This window comes from Stenotrophomonas sp. NA06056, from assembly GCF_013364355.1.
GTDB lineage: Bacteria > Pseudomonadota > Gammaproteobacteria > Xanthomonadales > Xanthomonadaceae > Stenotrophomonas.
Genome location: NZ_CP054931.1, coordinates 1,423,395 through 1,444,314, shown reverse-complemented (window position 1 = coordinate 1,444,314; position 20,920 = coordinate 1,423,395). Strand labels below are relative to the sequence as shown.

Annotated in this window: 17 protein-coding genes; 4 read left to right on the top strand and 13 right to left on the bottom strand. The window is 65.2% G+C overall.

The features are described 5' to 3' along the window. Nucleotides 1–149: 149 nt before the first annotated feature. The 10 genes from HUT07_RS06320 to HUT07_RS06275 form a co-directional block, all read right to left on the bottom strand. Nucleotides 150–1,031 (bottom strand): endonuclease/exonuclease/phosphatase family protein, encoded by an 882-nt coding sequence (locus tag HUT07_RS06320; RefSeq protein WP_176020206.1) that lies wholly within the window; start codon nt 1,029–1,031, stop codon nt 150–152. A 2-nt stretch (nt 1,032–1,033) separates the two neighbouring features. Then, on the bottom strand, nt 1,034–4,201 hold the full coding sequence (locus HUT07_RS06315) for a discoidin domain-containing protein (protein WP_176020205.1): 3,168 nt from the start codon (nt 4,199–4,201) through the stop codon (nt 1,034–1,036). Beyond that, nucleotides 4,198–5,034 carry a carbohydrate ABC transporter permease gene (locus HUT07_RS06310; RefSeq protein ID WP_089236185.1) on the bottom strand — a complete coding sequence of 279 codons (837 nt, stop codon included), beginning with the start codon at nt 5,032–5,034 and terminating at the stop codon, nt 4,198–4,200. The genes HUT07_RS06315 and HUT07_RS06310 overlap by 4 nt, the downstream gene beginning before the upstream one ends. Further along, the gene (locus HUT07_RS06305) at nt 5,031–5,912 is read right to left on the bottom strand and encodes a sugar ABC transporter permease (RefSeq protein WP_025876513.1); all 882 of its coding nucleotides are present in this window, start codon (nt 5,910–5,912) and stop codon (nt 5,031–5,033) included. The genes HUT07_RS06310 and HUT07_RS06305 overlap by 4 nt, the downstream gene beginning before the upstream one ends. Beyond that, entirely contained in the window at nt 5,909–7,249 is a 1,341-nt protein-coding gene (locus tag HUT07_RS06300) for a sugar ABC transporter substrate-binding protein (protein WP_176020204.1), read from the bottom strand. The genes HUT07_RS06305 and HUT07_RS06300 overlap by 4 nt, the downstream gene beginning before the upstream one ends. 4 nt (nt 7,250–7,253) lie before the next feature. Beyond that, nucleotides 7,254–8,858, bottom strand: coding sequence for a glucoamylase family protein (locus HUT07_RS06295; protein ID WP_176020203.1), 1,605 nt, complete (start codon nt 8,856–8,858; stop codon nt 7,254–7,256). A gap of 246 nt (nt 8,859–9,104) precedes the next feature. Next, nucleotides 9,105–12,161, bottom strand: a complete 3,057-nt coding sequence (locus HUT07_RS06290) for a TonB-dependent receptor (protein WP_176020202.1) — start codon at nt 12,159–12,161, stop codon at nt 9,105–9,107. Nucleotides 12,162–12,237: 76 nt separating this feature from the next. Further along, the gene (locus HUT07_RS06285; protein WP_176020201.1) at nt 12,238–13,260 is read right to left on the bottom strand and encodes a LacI family DNA-binding transcriptional regulator; all 1,023 of its coding nucleotides are present in this window, start codon (nt 13,258–13,260) and stop codon (nt 12,238–12,240) included. A 164-nt stretch (nt 13,261–13,424) separates the two neighbouring features. After that, on the bottom strand, nt 13,425–13,700 hold the full coding sequence (locus tag HUT07_RS06280) for a BolA family protein (RefSeq protein WP_176020200.1): 276 nt from the start codon (nt 13,698–13,700) through the stop codon (nt 13,425–13,427). Further along, complete coding sequence (locus tag HUT07_RS06275; protein ID WP_176020199.1) at nt 13,697–13,996, bottom strand: YciI family protein; 300 nt, start codon at nt 13,994–13,996, stop codon at nt 13,697–13,699. The genes HUT07_RS06280 and HUT07_RS06275 overlap by 4 nt, the downstream gene beginning before the upstream one ends. A 372-nt stretch (nt 13,997–14,368) precedes the next feature. On the opposite strand from HUT07_RS06275, the gene HUT07_RS06270 reads away from it, so the two are divergent. From HUT07_RS06270 to HUT07_RS06255, 4 genes are all read left to right on the top strand, one after another. After that, on the top strand, nt 14,369–15,274 hold the full coding sequence (locus HUT07_RS06270) for a ScpA family protein (protein WP_089236191.1): 906 nt from the start codon (nt 14,369–14,371) through the stop codon (nt 15,272–15,274). A 13-nt stretch (nt 15,275–15,287) separates the two neighbouring features. After that, entirely contained in the window at nt 15,288–16,160 is an 873-nt protein-coding gene (gene scpB, locus HUT07_RS06265) for an SMC-Scp complex subunit ScpB (protein WP_176020198.1), read from the top strand. Continuing rightward, complete coding sequence (locus tag HUT07_RS06260; protein ID WP_176020197.1) at nt 16,153–17,847, top strand: pseudouridine synthase; 1,695 nt, start codon at nt 16,153–16,155, stop codon at nt 17,845–17,847. Before scpB ends, HUT07_RS06260 begins: the two co-directional genes overlap by 8 nt. Before the next feature lie 212 nt (nt 17,848–18,059). Continuing rightward, entirely contained in the window at nt 18,060–18,305 is a 246-nt protein-coding gene (locus HUT07_RS06255) for a protein L (protein ID WP_176020196.1), read from the top strand. 35 nt (nt 18,306–18,340) lie between these two features. Here the strand turns inward: HUT07_RS06255 and HUT07_RS06250 are convergent, their stop codons facing one another. The 3 genes from HUT07_RS06250 to HUT07_RS06240 form a co-directional block, all read right to left on the bottom strand. Next, nucleotides 18,341–18,778 carry a hypothetical protein gene (locus HUT07_RS06250; protein WP_176020195.1) on the bottom strand — a complete coding sequence of 146 codons (438 nt, stop codon included), beginning with the start codon at nt 18,776–18,778 and terminating at the stop codon, nt 18,341–18,343. Nucleotides 18,779–18,884: 106 nt separating this feature from the next. Continuing rightward, nucleotides 18,885–19,691 (bottom strand): amidohydrolase, encoded by an 807-nt coding sequence (locus HUT07_RS06245; protein WP_176020194.1) that lies wholly within the window; start codon nt 19,689–19,691, stop codon nt 18,885–18,887. A gap of 14 nt (nt 19,692–19,705) precedes the next feature. After that, complete coding sequence (locus HUT07_RS06240; RefSeq protein ID WP_176020193.1) at nt 19,706–20,854, bottom strand: pyridoxal phosphate-dependent aminotransferase; 1,149 nt, start codon at nt 20,852–20,854, stop codon at nt 19,706–19,708. Nucleotides 20,855–20,920 lie beyond the last annotated feature (66 nt).

Sequence of the window (20,920 nt, the reverse complement as noted above, 5' to 3'; positions counted from 1 at the left end):
GGCGGGGATCGATGATCCCCGCCTTTTTTGTTTGTGCGTCTGGTCCCTACCCTCCCCTGCCATCAGGAGGCAGCGCTCTGGTAGAGGCCAACCTTGGTTGGCGCTGTGGGTTTCATGCCAACCAAGGTTGGCATCTACCAACGCGTGTGTCAGTTCGCCGGGGCGAACTGCAACCGGGTCCACACCCCGTAGTGATCCGACGCCCAACGGCCGCCATCATCCGGCTGGTCAAACAGGATCTTCGCTTCGCGCGCGACCATCTGGTCCTGCTGGAAGAAGATGTGATCGATCCGCGACGGCGCCTGGTAGTAATGACGGTTGAGCGTACTGACGCCGGCCAGGTCGGTGTTGACGTGCACGCTGCCGTAGCTGTCGCCGTAGTAGCTGCGCAGCTCGCTCAGGTCTCCAGCATCGACCAGCGCATTGAAGTCGCCGGCGATCACCACCGGCGCGCCAGCGGATGTCGCGGTGATGTAGCGCAGCAGATCCTCGACCTGGCTGCGGCGGATGCGCTGGCCGGTGTCGTCACTGCGCTCGTTGAGGTGGGTGGCATAGACATTGACCGGCTTGCCGTCCACGTCGATGCGCAGGTGGGCCACGGTGCGATAGTCATCCAGCGGCAGCAGCAGGTGCTCGCCACGGGCCAGGATCGGGCGCCGGGTCAGTAGTGCATTGCCATAGCGCTTGGGCGCACCCACTGGGTCGGTGGACACGAATACATACCGGTAACCGAGCTGGCTGGCCAGCCACTGCGCCTGGTTGCGCACGTTGCGCCTCTGGATCACCTCCTGCAGTGCGATGGCATCGGGCTGCAGGCGCTTGAGCTCAGCCACGATCGTGCGGCGGCGGCTGGGCCAGTCCTCGCGATCATGGTGCAGGTTGAACGTCACCATGCTCATGCCCGGCTCGCTGATCGACGCCGCATCAACCGCGGCGACCGCTGCAGCGGCTGGCGCCACTCCGGGCAGGGCCAACGCGATCGCCAGCCCAAGTACGCCGAGACTGCGGCCGATTCCACGCGGTTGACGCATGGTTACTGCCCCTTGCGCTCAGCGCGACGCACCGCGCTGGGCACGTCGATCTCGACCCGTGCCGGCAACTGATGCACATGCAGCTCGTTGTTGATCCACTCCACCGCTTCGCCATTGACCGTCGCCTGCCCCGGCTCGCCCGAATATGGCCATGGCAGCACCACGCCACCGACCGGGGGCACCAGGCCGGGCTGTACGTCCAGCACCAGCTGCTTGTCGCTGCGCTGCAGGCGATAGTTGAGTTGCCCCTGCGGCGTACGCAGGCCCTGCACGGCGATGCCATCGCCCTGCAGCCACGACACCGGGATACCTGCTGCGAGTACCAGCGCCTCATCCGCATCGCGGTTGTAGGCGAACATGTCCAGCGCCGAACGGACGAAGTCCGATGCCACCCAGGCATGCGGCAGGTCACCGACAAAGAACGGCTTGCGCGGTGTCCGCGAGACCACCTCTGCCCACTGGTTCCATGCCTGCGGCGCACGATCCTTGAAGAAGAACTCGGTGGCCTGCCAGGCACGCTCACGCCAGCCCAGGCGCACGAACGCAGCGACGTTGCGCCATTCGTACGGCGTGTAGTCCTTCCATTCGCGCTTGCCATCGCGGCGCGCGACGAATTCGTTCCAGTAACGCTGGAAGGTCGCGTCCAGCGCCTCCTGCGGCAACCTCCCCTGCTCGCCACCCGGTGCCAACGCGATCGTGGTGGAAGTGGCGTCGAAATCACCCAGCTCGGCCGAGCCCGGCAGGTAGTCGATGCGGTGCTGCTGCATGGCCGACAGCAGCGAGGCCTGCAGGTCATCGCGGAACTGGTCACGCGATTCGCTGATCTGCATCGCCTCGACCTTGCCCAGCTGCGCCGCCAACTGCGCGGCGTCCTTGTAACCACGCAGCGCCCAGAAGTTGTCCCAGTACGAGTGCATCGGCTTGGCCGAATAGCCCTCGTGACTGATCGAGGCCGGCATCATCCCGTAGAAGGCCGGATTGCGCGCCCGGTTCTCATCGGTGCGCTCGCTGGTGCGCAGCTGCTCCATGTAGTTGAAGGCGCCCTGCACGTGCGGCCACATCTGTTCGAGGAAGGCGGTGTCGCCGGTGTAACGGCCGTACTCGGCAATGTTGTAGATCAGCTCGCCGTGGCTGTCGTTCTCGGGCACCGGATCGCTGCCACGTGCATCGACGCAGCACGGCACCTTGCCGTTATCAAACTGGTAAGGCGCATACCAGGTCACGTAGTCGCGCACGGCATCGCTACGGCCCATCCGCAGCAGGCCTTCGGAAATCATCGCGCCATCGCGGATCCAGCTGCGCGCGTACGAGCGCGTACCCGGATGCAGGCGCGGGCCGACGCGCGAGATCAGCATGTGCGCCACCGCCGTGCGAAGGGTCTCCACCAGCGGTTGGCCGGCAGCCGGCACCTGCAGGGTCACCACGCCCAGCTTGTCACGCCACATCGCCGCGACCTGCTGCTGCGCCTTGGCCGCATCCAGCGCCTGCGGCGCCCAGCTGCCGGTCTGCGGCAGCACGATCGCCACCTCACGGCTCTGCCCGGGTTCGAGCTTGATCGTGTACATCAGCGCACCCGACGCCATACCGGTCGGGTCCTTCACGGCGGTGGTGCCGGGCAGCTTGCCACTGGCCAGGTGCATCGCATCCAGCTTGCCGTCGAAGCTGCTGGCAAAGCGCGCGTCCGGCACCTGCAGGGGATACAGCCGCGGCTCGCCGTTGATGCGCACCAGCTGCTCGCCCACGTCCAGACTGTCGATGCGGCTGAAGCCGCCCACCGTGTTGAGGAACTGGGTGGGCGGATTGACCTGCCACGGGCGGATCGCCAGGGCCAGGGTGTATTCGTGCGCGACCTTGTCCGGATTGCTCAAACGGTAGCGCCCGATCAGCTGCGCGCGTTCGGGCGTGCCCTGCACGAAGCTGGTCACCGACAAGCCGGCCTTCTCGTGCACCCAGTCGACCGTGGCGATCGGCAGGTAGCGATCCTGCAGCGACTGGGTGATGGCAACGTCGGCCCAATCCAGCAGCTTGCCGTCGAGGCGGATGAACGGCTCGATGCTGAAGCTGCCCTTGGCTGGCTCCAGTGCGCCGTCCTCGCTGATCAATGCCTGCTCCTGGCCACCGTCCAGACCAAGCAGGGTCCAGTACGGCTGCTCGCCAACGTAGGCACGCGGCAATGCGCCACGCGGCAGGTCAGCTGCCACCGAGGACAGGAAGGCATTGGGCGTCGCAGCGAAGGCCAAAGGCTTCAGGGTGATGTCACGGATGCCGTAGCGCCAGTTCGGCCCATCCTGCAGGTCGAACCGCACGTAGCGCGCATCGGTGTCGGGCAGTGCCAGCCAGTCGCGGCCTCCGGCACCGGCAGTCACCTCACGCACGGTTCGCCAGTCACGGCCATCCTCGGAGGTACGCACGGTGTAGCGGTTCGCTTCCAGGCTGGGCAGCCAGTCGATCACCGCACCGCCGATCTCGCGGCTCTTGTGCAGGTCCAGGCTGATGGTCTGCTGCTTGACCCCGCCACTGATCCAGAAAGTATCGGACTTGCCGTCGATCATCCGGTCCTGCAGCGCGGTTGCGGTATCGGCGATCACCGAGGGCCGCAACGCTGAATCATCCTGCGCAGGCAAGCCCTGCAGGGTCAGCTTGTCGAAGCACACGGTACCGCGGCCGCCGACCTTGCTGTAGATCGTGAATTCCATCGACGCGCTGCGCGTCATGTCCTTCTCCGGCGATGGCCCCCAGGCCTTGTCGATCTGCCGCCGGCGGTACTCCACCGGCGTCCACGCCTTGGGGAAGGCATAGCCGGGACGGTTGACCCACCACACGTTATCGCCGCTGGCGTCGATCAGCTTGAACTGCAAATCATTGGCTGGCGAATCACCGCGCATCTGGAAGCCGAAACGGTAGTTGGCCGGGTACTCGATGTTCAGCGGGCGGCGGATGCCGACGTAGCCGGAAACCTCATGGAAGTCGTAATCCAGGCACAGCGCGCGGCCACCGCCGGCACCACTGACGGGCCGCAGCGAGCCACTGACCTGGTCGGACAACACCAGCTTCCATGCGCTGATGTCGTCGAAATCATCCAGCACCTTCGGCGCGGGCAGCGCCGGTGGTGCGGCGATCGCCAGGGAAGACCACAACAGGCCCAGTCCAACGGCGATCGCACGCTTCATCCCTTCACGCTCCCCAGCAACAATCCTTGGATGTAGTACCGCTGCAGCACAAGGAACAGCGCCAGCACCGGAACCACGGTGACCACTGCGCCGGCCATCATCATTTCCACGTCCATGATGTGTTCGCGCGAGAGGGTGGCCAGGGCCACCGGCAAAGTGTAGTGCTCCTGGTCGGTCAACACGATCAGGGGCCACATGAAATCATTCCAGGCGCCCATGAAGGTGAAGATCGCCAGCGTCACCAGCACCGGTTTCAGCATCGGCAGCACGATCTGGAAGAAGATCCGCAGCTCCCCTGCCCCGTCGATGCGCGCCGCTTCCAGCAGCTCATCGGGAATGGAGCGGGCGTACTGCCGCACCAGGAAGATGCCGAACACGCTGGCCAGCGCCGGCACGATCACACCGCCGAAGCTGTTGACCAGGCCCAGCTGCTTCATCAGCAGGAACAGCGGCAGCATCGCCACCTGCGCCGGGATCACCAGCGCGGCCATCAGCACCTGGAACAGGCGCTCACGACCGACGAAATTGAGCTTGGCGAACGCGTACCCGGCCATCGTGTTGAGCAGCAGCGAACCAAGGGTGATCGCCAGCGAGACCAGCAGGCTGTTGGCGAAGTTGCCGCCCATGCCGGTACGCGCGAACAGCTCCGTGTAGTTGTGCGTGGTGATGCTGGACGGCAGCAGCGGCGGCGGAAAATGAGTCGCCTCACCCTGCGGCATGAACGAGACCGAGAGCATCCACAGCAACGGTGCCAGGCTGACCAGGGCCAGCACCAGCAACGCACCGTTGATCATCCATGGGTGCCAGCGTGACTGGCCGATTTCACGACTCATACCAACTGCCTCTTGCGGCCAAAGCGCAGCATCACGGTGGTCACCGCCAGGATGATCAGGAACAGCAGGAACGCCACAGCCGAGGCGCGTCCCAGGTTCCACCACTTGAAGCCTTCCTCGAACATGAAATACAGCACGCTGACGGTGCTCTGCAGTGGGTCGCCGCGGGTCATCACGTAAGGCTCTGCGAACAGCTGGAAATAGCCGGACACCGTAATCACCCCGACCACCAGCAGCACCGGGCCGAGCATCGGCAGGGTGATGTGCAGGAACTGCTTCCAGCGCGAAGCACCGTCGATGCGCGCCGCCTCGTACAGGTCATGCGGGATCGCCTGCAGGCCAGCCAGGAAGATCACCATGTTGTAGCCGAAGTTCTTCCACACCGCGAACAGCATGATGGTCGGCATCGCCCAGTTGGGGTCGCCCAGCCAGTCGATCGGGCTGATGCCGAGGTGGCCCAGGCCATAGTTCACCAGGCCGTAGCTGGTGTGGAACAGGTAGCGCCAGATCACCGCCACCGCCACCAGCGTGGTCACCACCGGGGCGAACAGCGCGGTGCGGAACAACGCCTTGAAGCGCGCGGCCGGGGCATTGAGCAGCATCGCCGCGCCCAGCGACACGCCGATCGACAATGGCACGCCGATCACCACGAAGTACGTGGTGTTCCACAGCGACTTCCAGAACATCGGGGTCTGCAGCAGGTCGATGTAGTTGCCAAGCCCCACGAAGCGCAGGTTGCTGCTGTCAGCCAGCGCATACAGGTCGAAGTCGGTCACGCTCAGCGCCAGCGCCGAGGCCACCGGCAGGCCGAAGAACACGCCGAGCACGATCAGCGAGGGACCGGCAAAGATCCAGCCGGCAAGCGAAGTACGTTTCATTGCGGGCTCCCGGCCGCGACTGCACTGGTCGAACCCGGGGCGGGTGCGCTGCGCTGCAGGCGTTGTTGTTCATGCATCCAACGGCGCTTGGCCAGCACCTTGTCCACGCGCTGGTCCAGCTCGGCCACGGCCTTGTCCTGCGGCAGGCCACCGCGCACCACCTGTTCGGTGACGATGCGCATTTCCTGCACGATGCGCTCCCATTCGAGCACCTTCGGGGTCGGCTTGACCCGCTCCAGCTGGTCGCGGAACGCGGCGGCAAGCGGATCGTTGGCCAGCGACGGCGCGTTCCAGGTGCTGCGGCGCGGCGGCAGGTCACCGATGATCGAATGGAAGCGCGCCTGGATTTCCGGGCGCGACAGGAACTCGATCAGCTTCCACGACGCCTCCTTCTGCTGTGACTTGCGGAAGATCACCAGGCTGGTGCCACCAGCGATGCCCGCGCCCGGACCCTCCGGACCCGGCAGCGCGGCGGTGCCCCACTGCCCTTCCAGTTCCTTCGGCTGCAGCTTCTTGAACTCGCGGATGTTCCAAGGGCCGGAGATGTAGAACACATTGAAGCCGCGGAAGAATTCATCCCAGACGTTGGAGATCTGCGTCTCGGACATCTTCGGCGCCCAGCCCTGCTCGAACATGTTGGCGTAGAAACCAAGCGTGCGGCGGAAACCGGGGCTGGAGAAATTGCCACGGGTGTCATCGTCGCGCAGCAACGGATCCGGTTGCTGCAGGGCCAACGACAGCTGCTGCTCGAATTCGTTGATCGGCATCAGCACCGCATAGCGGTTCGGGCCCTGCATCTTCTTGATCGCGGCCATCTGCTGGTCCCACTCGGCCCAGGTGCGCGGCGGGTGGTCGAAGCCGGCCTTGGCCAGCAGGTCCTTGCGGTAATAGATCAGGCGGGTATCGACGTACCACGGCACGCCAACCAGCTCGTCGTGGATCACGTTGGTATCCCAGATGCCCTGGAAATAGTCCTTCGGATCGACCACGGTCGAGCGCTGCACGAACGGCTGCAACGGGGTCAGCGCGTTGAGTTCCGCGAACTCGGGCACCCACGTGTTGCCGAGCTGGCACACGTCGGGCAGACCATCGGCGGCGAACGCAGTCAGCAGCTTCTCGTGCGCGGCGGTCCAGGGGATGTTCTGCACATCGACCTTGATGCCGGGGTTCTCCGCTTCGAATTCATGGATCAGTTCGCTGACCACTTCGGCCTCGCGGCCCATCGCCCAGAATCGCACGGTAGTGGTGCCCTGCTCGGGGCGAGCGCAGCCAACCATGACCAGCGCGGCCAGTGCAGGCAATGCCCAGCGTCGCAGGCGGTGTTTCCAGTCGTGCACCTTGTTACTTCCCCTGACCGGTGTTGCGGTTGGCATTGTTTTTCTGTTCCTGCGCGGCAGCCGCACGTGATTCGGCGATACCGACCGCACGTGCTGCTGCGGCCTTTTCATCCTTCTGCAGCTCCAGCGGCTGGAACTCACCTTCCGGCGCCAGCCAGCCGCCACTGAAGCCCGCCCGTTCCAGGCCCTTGCGGATGTACGGATTCTTCTTCATCACATCCCAGACGAAGTCGTTGCGGTAGTTGGCGATCATGGTCAGGATCGGCCCTTGGTCGATCGCGATGTAGTCGCTGGCAACCCAGCCGCGATCCGGCACGACGCGCCCGGTCTTGATCGGGATGTCGTAGTTGAAACTGGGATTGAACGAATCCAGGAAGCCATAGCTGGAGTAGATGTAGTCGCCGTAGCGCTTGTGCATCTCCAGCGTGGCCGGGATCACTTCCTCGGGCGCGAACACGACCGAGGAGATCGCGGCGGTTGGCGCGATCGTGCCGTCATCGAAATTCTCGCGCAGGCCTGCGCCACGCGAAGAGTAATGGCGGAACTGGCGCTGCTCGCCGCGGTATTCCTGGGTGGTGTTCTGCGGACCATCACTGGCGGTCAGGCCCCATACGTTCTCGCCGTACTCCTTCCAGTTCATCGGATTGGCGATGGCGTACTCACGCTGGGCCAGCGCGGCTGAGCGGCTGTTGAGGAAGTAGGTGCTGCCACGCTCGCGCATGTACGCATCCTGGATGTCGCGGAAATCGATCCAGACGTGGCTGTACTGGTGGCCGAACAACGGGCCGAAGGACAGGTATTCCTGGCCCTGGTAGACACCCCAGTCGTTGTCGTAGGTCCGCGTCCATACCGTCCACGCATCCGGGCTCACCGGATGGCTGGGCGAACCCAGGGCAAGGATGTAGACCATCATCGCCTCGTTGTAGCCCATCCAGTCATGGTCGATGAAGCCGTTCTCGGGGAACCAGCCCATCGAGATCAGCGGCGCACGCTGCTGCAGCCACGGCCAGTCGACCTGCTTGTACAGGGTGTCGGCGATCTGCCGGATTTCCTTCTCGCGCGGATCGTCGCCGTCGTAGTACGACTGTGCGAACAGAACGCCCATCATCAGCAACGCGGTATCCACCGAGGACAGTTCCACCCAGCTGTCGTAGCGGCGGCCCTGCTGCATGTCCAGGAAGTGGTAATAGAAACCCTTGTAACCGGCCTTGCCGGTGCGCTGCGGGCCCATCGGCACGTCGCGGAAGAACTTCAGGGTGGTCAGGGTGCGGTCGATCGCCTGGTTGCGGCTGACCCAGCCGTTCTCGATGCCGATCGGATAGGCGGTCAGGGCGAAGCCGACCGAGGCGATGCTGGCAAACGGCCGCGACGGGTAACGGTCCGGAGTAAGGCCGTTGATCTCGTTGGTGGTATCCCAGAAGAACTGGAAAGTGCGGCGTTCGAGGTCATCGAACAGCGGCGGCAGCTCGGGCTTCATCGGCCGTGGCGGTGCGTCGGCCTCGATCAGGATCACCGGCGGACGCGGCTTGGCAGGCTCCTGCTGGGCCGGTTTGCAGGCGGCGATGGCCAGGGTCATCGCAGCGGCGGTCATCAGATGGCGTGCCTGCATGGCGCGGTTCCTCCGGTGGGCTGATCGATGAAAGAGCATAACGTCCAATGACCTGAAATCGTTTACAAAGTGCGGTCTTAAAAAACCACGGAAACGTGGTTGATGACACCGCAATCATCGCCCAGGCCATTGCCCCCTGTCTGGCAATGGTCTGGACAATGGACCGGCCCGGAGGCCGGCCATTGCCGTTGAAACCGGAACCATCGGCGAACCGATGGCTCCGTGGTGCTGCATCCGGCATTCCGCTTAGAAGCGGAAGCCCACTTCGGCCTTGACCTGGCGCGGCGTACCGATGATCTCGCCGGTCTCGTTGTAGCTGGCCTGCAGCTTGCCGTTGGTCTTGACGTAGTTGTAGGTGGAGAAGTTGTCGAAGTTGAACACGTTGATGATGTCGATACGCGCGTACAGCTCGGTATCGCCCGGCATCTTGAACGTCTTCGTCGCCTGCAGGTCGACCGAACGGTAGCCGAAGATCTTGCCACCCACCAGGAACTTGCCATTGGCGTTGGGCACGGCCGCCTGCGGGGTCGGCAGGTTGTAGCCACTGGCCTGCGGCACCGGGTACCAGTCGTTGACGGCGGTCGGCGTGGCCAGGGTGATCTTGCCGCCGAAGGTGATGCCCCAGAAGCCCGCGTACGAACCGGTCACCACCAGGCGGTGGCGCGGCGCGCCGTTGGAGCGGATGGTCGGGTAATCGCCGATCAGGCCGCGGTCAAAGGCGTACTTCTCGTTGATGTCGCGGTTGTGGCGCGCGGTCGTCCAGGTGTAGGCGATCGAGGTGCCCCAGCCGCTTTCCTGGGTGAACGGCTTCTGCGCCGACAGCAGGATCTGGGTAGCGCGGGTCTTGATGCCCTGCTGGCCGATGATCAGGCTGCCGAAGCCCGGCACGTTGCAGCTCCAGGCCTGGCTCAGGCCCGGGTCGGTGCCGCCGCACAGGCGCGGGTCATCGAAGAACTGGCCGGTCGGGTAGCGGTTGCCCAGGGTGAAGGCGAAGCCGTCGTAGCTCAGCGTGCGCGCGATGGTGGCGTCGGTCAGCCAGTCACCGATCTGGTTGCTCATGCCCAGGCTGAACTGATCCGAGTACGGAGCCTTCAGCTTGTTGTTGAGCAGATCGACTTCCAGGCCCGCATTGCTGGTCGCACCGACCAGCGACTGCAGGTTGCCGATACCGTTGAGCAGGTTCGGGTTCCAGTCATAGCAGGCGGCCTGGCCGTTGATGCAGGTGCCGGTGGCCGGGTTGCGGAAGTAGATCGTCGGCTGCGGCAGGGCCAGCTTGGTGGTTTCCAGCTGCAGGTTGTCGAACAGGTCGCGGTCGTAGGAACGGCCGGCACCACCGTGGATCACGTGCTGCTCATCGGCGTTGATGTCATACGAGAAGCCCAGGCGCGGCTGCCAGGCATCCTTGAACGCCTTGCGGTTGTGGCCGTTGCTGATGTAGTCGCTGATGTCCAGACCGCCCAGCGCCAGCGAATCGGCGTAGGTCTGGCCGGCGGGGCCGCGCGGATCCTGCGAGTAGATCGCGTCGACCACCTGCTGCGGGGTCACGAAATCCAGATAGGACGGGGTCTTCTCGTAGTCCCAACGCAGGCCGATGTTCAGCTGCAGATGGTCGTTGACCTGCCAGTCGTCCTGGATGAACACGCCGTACTGCTTGGACTTCGAACGCACCTCGCCGGACACGCCCGACACGCCGGTCACCGGCTTGACGAACTGCGCCTTGTACGGAATGGAGTCCGGGAAGTCCGGATCGCCCAGGCTGTAGGTGAAGGTCGGATTGATCTGCGCCGCATCAGATGCGTACAGGTCGATCGCCTTGTACTTCACGCCCATCTTGATGGTGTGGTCGCCGGCCCACTGGATGCCGTCCAGGGTCAGGTTGTCTTCGATCGACCAGCCCTTCTGGCCCTTCACCTGCGAATCCAGTGCCGATGCGCCACCGATCTTGACCACGGTGCGGTCTTCGGTGCCGTCCGGTGCGGTATAGGTGATGCCATTGGCCAGGGTCAGCGGCGTCGGGTTGTTGAACGAATCTTCATGGGTGACCATCATTTCGTTGTAGTAACGCTCGCCGCTGTGGTTCCAGCGCAGGGCGTAACGACGGTCGGTGTTGACCACTTCACGGCCGGCTTCCGGCGAGGTCTGGCCACTGAACTGCGACTGGGTTTCATCGCGGTCCTGGAAGGTCAGCTCGATGCGATCGTTGTCGGTCGGTTCGAAGTCGATCTTGCCGAAGATCAGATCCTGCTGGAACGGCTGGCTGGCCGGGCCCAGGCCGGCGGCGCCCACGGCCGGCAACAAGCCAGCAGCACCGGTGACCGCGCCGTCCGGCGCGATGGTGACCGGCAGGTCGAAGCGCTTGGCTTCATAGGTCACGAAGAAGTGCGCCTTGTCCTGGATGATCGGGCCACCCAGCGCGAAGCCGTATTCCTTCTCGGCCGAGACCATCTTGTCCTTGCCGCCCTGGCGCTCGGCCGGGGTCTTGGCGCGCATGTCCTCGTCGGTGTAGCGGTAGAACGCCTCACCCTTGAATTCATTGGTACCGGACTTGGTGGCCGCGGTCACTGCAGCGCTCGACACCTGGCCGTACTCGGCCTTGTAGTTGCCGCTGATGACCTTGTACTCGCCGATGGCCAGCTGCGGGAACGGGTTGCCGGCGCTGCCGGACTGGCCGGCCACACCGCCGCCCTTGACGTAGCTCTTCTGGCCCACGCCGTCGATGTAGACGTTGGTGCCGTCGGCATTGGTGGCGCCGCCGCGCAGCGAAGTGTTGCCCTTCGCATCGCGGGTGAAGATCAGGCCCGGCACCGCGTCGGCGAACTCCAGGAAGTTGCGCGACACCTGCGGGGTGGTCTGGATCTGCTGCAGGCTGACGGTCTTGCCAACTTCAGAGGTACGCACTTCCTGCAGCAGGGTCGGCGCAACGACGTTGACGGTGTCCAGGTTGGTGGCGGCGGTCGTACCGGTGCCGCCGGCGGCGGCGCCAGCGAAGTTCAGCGTCGAGGTCGAGGCGACGGTGACGGTGACCTTCTGGGTCTGGCCGTTGGCCACCACGTCATAGGTACCCGGGTCCAGGCCCATCAGCGAATAGCTGCCATCGGCGCGCACGGTGCCGCGACGCACGGTGCCGGTGGCGACGTTGGTGGCGGTGACTTCGGCACCGGCCTGCGCGCCGGACACCTGGCCGCGCAGGCTGGCGTTGGCCGACTGCGCCATGACGTTGGGAGCGGCGGCCAGCATCAGGCAGCTGACCAGGGCGGTGCTCAGCAGCCGGCGCGCCGGCATGCGGATCGTGGAATGCATCATCAACTCAATCTCCGGGTGGCGGTGACCGCTTGCGCGGCACCTGCGATCAATCAAAAAAGAAGGAACGCCTCTGGCTTCAATGGCCGGATGGCGGAGTGGTGGAATCGCGAACAATCAGGCGCGGGACCAGGGTCTGTTTGTCCCCTGCCCCTTCCGTGGAGGTGCCGTCCATCAACTGCAACAAGCGCGACATCGCCCGATCGCCCAGTTCGGCGATGCTGACCTGCATGGTGGTCAGCGACGGGTGGACGAAACGCGCAAGCGGAATGTCATCGAAACCGGCCAGGGCGACGTCGGAGGGCACATGGACACCTGCCTGCGCGAAGGCATACAGGCAACCGAGGGCCATCATGTCGTTGGCGGCGAATACGGCATCGGGCAGCGTGCCGGCTGCCAGCAACTCCTGACCGGCGCGATGGCCGGAAGCTTCGTCGAAATCACCGGGCAACTCGATCCCCTCGGCGCCACCGCCAAAAGCCGCCAGCGCATCACGGAAGCCGCGCAGGCGCTCACGCGCGTCGAAGTTGAGGTCCGGGCCAGAAATGAATGCAATGCGCCGATGGCCGGCGTCGAGCAGGTGGCGGGTCATCGCCATCGCCCCGGCATGGTCATCGATGCTCAACACCGGGTGGTCCTGCTCAGGCAGGTAGGTGTTGATGAGTACCGTCGGCAATGCCTGCGGCAGGTTGTCGGTCAGGAATCCCGGGCTCTCTGCATAGGGCGAGAGCACCAGCAGACCGTCGACCCGACCGCGCATGGCCCGCAGGGCGGCGCCCTGCTGCTCCTGGTCGCCGTGATAGCTCGACACCAGCAGGTGCTGGCGCCGGCTGCGGGCGACGTTGTCGATGCCACGCATCAGCTCGGAAAAGAACTCGCCGTACAGATCGGGAAGCACCACACCCACCGTATTGGTGCGGCGGCTGCTCAGGCTGCGGGCGGCGGCATGCGGGGTATAACGCAGCCGTGCGGCCACCTCCAGCACCAGCTGGCGGACCGGTTCGGCAACATTCTCATGCCCATTGAGCGCACGCGAAACCGTGGCCACAGAGACCTTGGCTTCACGGGCGACGTCTTTGATTGTTATGGCTGCTTTGTTCACGAAGCCGCCCTCCACGGCTTGGATCTACCAGCAATGGCGCGGAATGTAAGCGTTTCCATCTGCGCTTGTAAACAGTCCGTTAGGCGAATGTCCCTGAACGGACACAAAAATCTGTCCTTGGCAGGTCGCTCGACGGACCTGCCAGGACAGCTTGGGACAGGGCTTCAGCCCTTCTCTGACGGGGTGTGTGCGCGGATGGACAATGCGTGGATGTCGGTTTCCATCAGCGTGCCCAGCGCCGCGTAGACCGCGCGATGACGCGCCAGCGGGGCCATTCCCGCGAAGCGCTCGCTGACCACGTGCACGTTGAAATGGCCACGACCATCGCGTGCTCCGGCGTGGCCTGCATGGCGATGGCTGTCGTCTTCGATCTCAAGCACGCTGGGGGCCAGCGATTGCTGCAGCGCATCACGAATCTGCTCGATCCGTTTCGCGTTCACGGCAGCACCTTGCGGAACGGACGCACCTGCACCCGCTCATAGACACCCGCGGCGACATACGGATCGGCATCGGCCCAGGCCTGGGCCTGCTGCAACGAGTCGAAGCTGGCAATCACCACCGAGCCACTGAACCCCGCCGGGCCCGGGTCTTCACTGTCGATCGCCGGACACGGCCCGGCCAGCAGCAGGCGGCCTTCATCGCGCAACGCGGTCAGCCGCGCCAGGTGCTCAGGCCGCGCCTGCAGCCGCTGGGCCAGTACATCCTGGCCGTCATATCCTTCAATCACGTACCACACCGGCATTTCCTCGCTTGCGTTGCTGGTGAACCGATTCTAGCCAATCCATTCCCCTGCCCGGCCTCGGCTGGACACTGGCGTGGTAAAGACTTACCCTAGCAACCATTGCACGTGGCTGGATGCAGCAGCCCGTCGGTTTTTGCGGCCAACGCAGCCCCCGACGACCGACCCGCTGCTTCGAACCGGTCCACTCGACCGGGCCCCGTAGACGACCTCCCGTAGTCCTGTCGCTGCCGTGTCCTGCGGAGCGTCCTGTTGTTTGATGTGTGGAACCGCGCCGAGACAGGCGCGCCTGGTGTCCTGGCAGTCCGTGGCAGTTGCCCGGTGTGCCAGCTGCCGCGACTGGTCCGTTGCAATCCTGATCTCCATTAGATGACTTCCGAACTCGCGCTCGACGCGAACACGCCAACCCGGCCGCCCGCCCCCCAGCAGCAGGAAATGCCGCTGGCCGTGGTGCATGGGCAACCGGTCCTGCAGATTCCGCAGGACCTGTACATCCCGCCGGACGCGCTGGAAGTCATCCTGGACGCCTTCGAAGGCCCGCTGGACCTGCTGCTGTACCTGATCCGCCGGCAGAACCTGGACGTACTGGACATTCCCGTCGCCGAGATCACCCGGCAGTACGTGGAATACATCACCGTGATGCGCGAGCTGCGCTTCGAGCTTGCCGCCGAGTACCTGGTGATGGCGGCGATCCTGGCGGAAGTGAAGTCGCGCATGCTGCTGCCCCGCCCGCCCAGCGTGGAGGGCGAGGAAGCCGACCCGCGTGCGGAGCTGGTGCGACGGCTGCAGGAGTACGAACGCTTCAAGCAGGCCGCCGAGGATATCGACGCCCTGCCCCGGCAGGACCGTGACACCAGTGTGGCGCATGCCTTCATGCCCGAACGCGCTGCAGTGAAGCTGCCGCCGCCGGTGGACCTGAAGGAAATGCTGATGGCACTGCACGACGTGCTCAAGCGCGCCGAGCTGTTCACCGGCCATGCGATCAAGCGCGAGGCGCTGAGTGTCCGGCAACGCATGGGCGAAGTGCTGGGACGGCTTGAAGACGGCAGGTTCTATCGTTTTGAAAACCTGTTCACCGCCGAAGAAGGCAAGCTGGGCGTGCTGGTCACGTTCCTGGCCGTGCTGGAACTGGCCAAGGAACAGCTGCTGGACCTCGTGCAGGAAGAACCGCTGGCGCCGATCTACGTGAAGTCCCTGGCTGCCGGCAATACCAATGCCCCGCTGCAGTTCAGCAGCGAATTCGACGACAACGACGCCGCCAATGAAAACGAGTGAGCGCTGACTGCCGATGGATCAAACGCTGATCAACCGTATTGTCGAAGGTGCGCTGCTGGCCTCCAGCCAGCCGCTCACCCTGGCCCAGCTGAAGGACCTGTTCCCGGAGGATGAGCCGGCGCCGCCGGGCAGCATCGAACGTGCGCTGGAACGGCTGCGCGAGAGCTGCCAGGACCGTGGTGTGGAACTGGTGGAGGTGGCCTCCGGCTTCCGTTACCAGGTGACCGCCGAAGTGCATGGCTGGATCAGCCGGCTGTGGACCGAACGCAAGACGCGCTACACCCGCGCCACCCTGGAAACGCTGGCGCTGATCGCCTATCGGCAGCCGATCACCCGTGGCGAGATCGAGCAGGTGCGGGGCGTGGCGGTCAGCAGTAACATCATCCAGGCACTGGAAGAGCGTGAGTGGATCCGCGTGGTGGGCCACCGCGACGTACCCGGCAAGCCCGCACTGTTCGGCACCACCAAGGGCTTCCTGGACTACTTCGGGCTGAAGCGCCTGGACGAACTGCCGCCCCTTTCCGAGCTGAAGGACCTGGGCGACCTGGAACCGCAGCTGGCGCTGGATCGCGACGCCCCCCTCGCCGCCAGCGCCGACGGTCCGGACGTGAGCGCCGAGCCGGACGCCGCTGCAAATGACGACACCAGCACCACTGCTGGCGACACCCCCGATTCTGCCGACGCATTGCCTGCGGCGGCCGACGATGAGCAAGCACCTTCGCCCTCCGATGATGGGCACCCCGATTCCGCGCCGGGCGAGCGCGCGGTGACAGTGAACGAACGCGAAGACAACGCCGTCGCGAAGACGACCGTGGCTGTTGACCAAGCCGATTCCGAACCAGAGGCCGACCTCGAAACCGTCGGCCGGAGCAAAACTGATGAGTGACACCCCCCGCAAGCCCTCGTTGAACAAGCTTTCGCTCAAGCGCGAAGCCACGTCCGAACAGTTCAAGCTGGAAGAACGCCTGCACAAGGTCCTGGCCCAGGCCGGCCTCGGCTCGCGCCGCGCCCTGGAGCAGCGCATTGCCGAAGGCCTGGTCAAGGTCAACGGTGAAGTCGCGCAGACCGGCATGTCGGTCAAGAGCGGTGACAAGATCGAGCTCGACGGTCGCGGCTTCGTCGCCACCGCGCTGGCCGAACCGTCGCGTGTGCTGGTCTACAACAAGCCGGAAGGCGAAGTAACCACCCGCGAAGACCCGGAAGGCCGCCCGACCGTATTCGAATCGCTGCCGGCGCTGAAGGGTGCCCGCTGGATCGCCGTTGGCCGCCTGGACATCAACACCACCGGCCTGCTGCTGGCGACCACCGACGGTGAACTGGCCAACGCCATGATGCACCCCTCGTTCGAGGTCGAGCGCGAGTACGTGGTGCGCGTGCGCGCCCCGGAAGGCGAGGACAAGGTGCCCGATGCCGTCATCGACCGCCTTACCCGTGGCGTGGCGCTGGAAGATGGCCCGGCCAAGTTCGATGAGATCGAACGCATCGGCGGCACCGATTCGCACGACTGGTTCCGCGTCGTGGTGAAGGAAGGCCGCAACCGCGAAGTGCGCCGCCTGTGGGAATCGCAGGGCTGCCAGGTCAGCCGCCTCAAGCGCACCCGCTACGGCAAGGTCAGCCTGCCGCGCGAACTGGCCCGCGGCCAGTCCGTCGAACTGCCGGGCAGCCAGGTCGAAGCGCTGCGCGCTGAACTGAAGCTGGAAGAAGGTGCACCGTCGGCCCTCACCCTGCAGCCGGTGATCGGCCAGCGGCGTGCCGCCAAGACCACCGTGCGCGTGCGCGAAGGTGGCCGCGGCAATGCCTACGTCAACGGTCACAACACCGCCGATGAAGGTCGCGAACTGCGTCGCTTCGACAACGTGCGCGAAGATCGTGGCCGCGGTCGCGGTGGCAAGGGTGGCGGTGGTTTCAAGGGCGGCCTGACGGTCAGCGGTGAAGCCGCGGCCAAGCAGTCGCAGCGCCCGTTCAAGCAGCGCGCGCCGAAGAACGACCGCTCGCTGCCGGAAGGCAACCCGGCCGCATTCCGTACCTGGTACGTGCCGGATGGCGTCAGCACCGGCCCGAGCGGCCATCGCAACGCCGGTCCGGGCGCTCGTGGCCCGGGTGCCCGTGGCGCAGGTGCAGGTGCAGGCGGCCAGGGCCGTCCGTACGGCAAGCCGAAGGGCCCAGGCGCTGGCGCTGGTGGCGGCCAGGGTCGCGGCGGCTACGGTGGCGAAGGCCGCGGCGGCTACGGCGGTGAAGGTCGTGGTGGCGCGGGCGGCCAGGGTCGTCCGGCCGGTGCGGGCAACCGCTCGCAGGGCCAGGGCAACAAGCACCCTTACGGCCATCCGGGCAACGCCCCCAGCTTCCCGTCCGACCACGCCAATCCGGGCTTCAATCCGTACGGCAACTCGCGTCCGGCCGGCAACGGTCGCCCGGGTGGCAATGCGAATGCACGTCCAGGTGGCAACCGTGGCCCAGGCGGCCCCGGCGGCAATCGTGGCCCGGGTGGTCCCGGTGGCAATCGTGGTCCCGGCGGCCCGGGTGGCAACCGTGGCCCGGGCGGCCCGCGTCGCAGCGGCCCGCGCGGCGGCTGATCGAGCGCATCGCTGACACATGAAAAACCCCGGCTTCGGCCGGGGTTTTTCTTTGTCTGGCGGATCGATCCGTGGGTAGATCCACGCCACGCGCGAATGAAAAGCATGAACTAGGAATTCTTTGAAAACGCGCTGTTTGTGTCATTCGTCGCCGCATGAAACCCATCGACTTCCTATCGTCAGCACTCCATTCACAACACTCAGGAGTCACGATGGCTTGGCACACGTCCACTTCCGTATTGCTGCAGGTCAACGACACCAATACCTGGTGGAACACCATCTACGGTCCCGGTGACACCGTGCAGGTCTCGGGCATTTATCGATGCCTCGGCTGCAAGCGCGAAATCACCAGCAATCAGCGCGACCCGTTTCCGCCGCAATCGCACCACCAGCACGCTCCCCAGCAGGGCGCGATCCGGTGGAAGCTCAACGTGCGCACCAATACCGAAGGCGCGTGACGGCACCTTCGGCAAGAAAAACGGGACGGAGGGGATCAACGCCGGCTGATGGTGAACGCCGCGCCGTCGACGCCCACGTCCCAGCCCTTGCCGGTGCCGGACAGCGCCAGCGAGATATCGCCCTTGGTCATCACCTGCGCATTGCTGGACTTCACTGCACCGGCATGCGCACCGACCGAGGCGTAGGTGCCCAGCAGCTCGCCGACGCTGCTGGCGCCGGTGAAGCTGCCACGACCATCGGTGATCTTCGACTTGCCGACGGTCAGGCCGCCGCCCTTCAGCTGGATCCGCACCGGCATGCTGGCGCCGTTGGTGCAGTGGATGGTGCCATTGCCCGAGGCGGTCTTGTAGATCAGCGACCAGCCCGACAGGTTGTAGCGCAGCTGGCAATCGAGGTTGCCACCGGCCTGCGCGGCCGGGGCCAGGGAGGCGGCGGCCAGCGCCAGCAGCAGGGCAAACGGCTTGGTATTCATCGGCAGAACATCCACATCGGTCGGTAATGTGGGCGAATCTAGCAGCGCGCGCGTGCACGTTGGATGCAGGCGCGCGTGGTGAGGCAGAAGGCGTTCAGGCGCGGTATCAGGCCTGTACATCCAGATGGAAGGCATCGGCATCGAGCATCGCCGGGAAGCGTGCACGGTGCGAGGCCAGCGCTTCGGCCGAGATGGTGGTGGTCACCACCTGCTCGCGCTCGCGGATCTCCACCTGCGGCTGGCCGAGGAAGTCGATGACCGCGCTGTCGCCGGCGTAATGCAGCTGGTTGCCGTCCACACCCACGCGGTTGACCGCGGCGACAAAGCACAGGTTCTCGATCGCCCGTGCGCGCAGCAGGGTCTTCCACGCATAGGCGCGCGCCGACGGCCAGTTGGCGACGAAGATCTGCAGGTCGAAGTCCAGCTGTTCGGCACGCTCGACGTTGTAGCGGTTGCGGCAGAACACCGGGAAACGCAGGTCGTAGCAGACCTGTGGATTGATCCGCCAGCCCTTCCATTCCACGCTCAGGCGCTCACGGCCGGCGGCGTAACGCTCATGCTCGCCACCGTAGCGGAAAAGATGGCGCTTGTCGTAGTACTGCAGGCCTCCGTCAGGCGTGGCAAACAGCAGGCGGTTGTAGACGCCCTCGCCATCGCGCAGCTGCACACTGCCGATCACTGCTGCATCCAATACCTTGGCCTGTTCGCGCACCCAGGCCACGGTCGGGCCGTCCATGCCTTCGGCCTGGGCAATGGCTTCGTTGGAAAAGCCACTGGTAAAGGTCTCAGGCAGGATCACCAGGTCGGTGCTACCGGCCAGCGGCGCCAGCAACGCGCCGTAGTAGGCGCGGTTGCCAGCGGGGTCGTGCCAGCGGGTATCGCCTTGCACGAGGGAAATGCGCAGGTCCTGCATGCTGTCTACTCCGCTCACAGCAGGCGCAGGCGTTCAATCGCCGCGTCCAGGGTGGCCTCGTTCTTGGCGAAGCACAGGCGCACCAGGCGCTGGCCGACCGGCGCGGTTTCGTAGAACGGCGACAGCGGGATGGCAGTGACGCCCTTCTCGATGGTCAGCCACTTCACGAACTCGTGGTCCGGCAGGTCACTGATGGCCGAATAGTCGACCAGCTGGAAATAACCGCCCGGCACCGGCAGCGGCTTCAGGCGGGTGCCGGCCAGCTGCTCGCGGAAGCGGTCGCGCTTGGCTTCATAGAACGCGCCCAGTTCCAGATGATGCTGCGGTTCGTCGCGGATCATCGCAGCAAAGCCGTACTGCGCGGGGCCGAAGCTGGTGAAGGTGTTGTACTGGTGCACCTTGCGGAATTCAGCGGTCAGCAGCGGCGGCGCCACCGCATAGCCGATCTTCCAGCCGGTGCAGTGGTAGGTCTTGCCGAAGCTGGAAATGACGAAGGTACGCTCGCGCAGCTCCGGGTAGCGCAGCGCCGATTCGTGGCGGCGGCCGTCGTAAATGATGTGCTCGTACACCTCATCGGAGATCAGGTAGATCTGCGTGCCACGCAGCACGTCGGCCAGCGCCTGCATGTCGGCCTCGTCCAGCATCGCGCCGGACGGGTTGTGCGGGGTGTTGACCATCAGCATGCGGGTGCGCGGAGTGATCGCCGCACGCACGCGGTCCCAGTCGACGGCGAAGGTCTGCGGGTCCAGCGGCACATGCACGGCCGTGGCGCCAGCCAGCTCGATGGCCGGTTCGTAGCAGTCGTAGGCCGGGTCGAGCACGATCACTTCCTCACCTGCACGCACCACGGCGTGGATGGCGTTGAAGATCGCTTCGGTGGCGCCGCTGGTGACGGTGATCTCGGAATCCGGATCGATCTGCGCGCCGTACAGGTCCAGCGACTTCTGCGCGATGGCCTGGCGCAGCGGCGCCACGCCGGTCATCGGCGGATACTGGTTCAGGCCAGCAGCCATCGCCTTGGTGGTTTCGTCGATCAGACGCTGCGGCGCGGAGAAATCCGGGAACCCCTGGCCGAGGTTGACCGCGCCATGTTCGGCGGCGAGCTGGGACATCACGGTGAAGATCGTGGTACCGACCTTGGGCAGCTTGGTGTTCGGTTGCATCGGCCTGGGCTGTGGGGAAACGAGGGCTGGAAGTGTACGAAATCCGGACCCGGCCTGCGGCGCCCA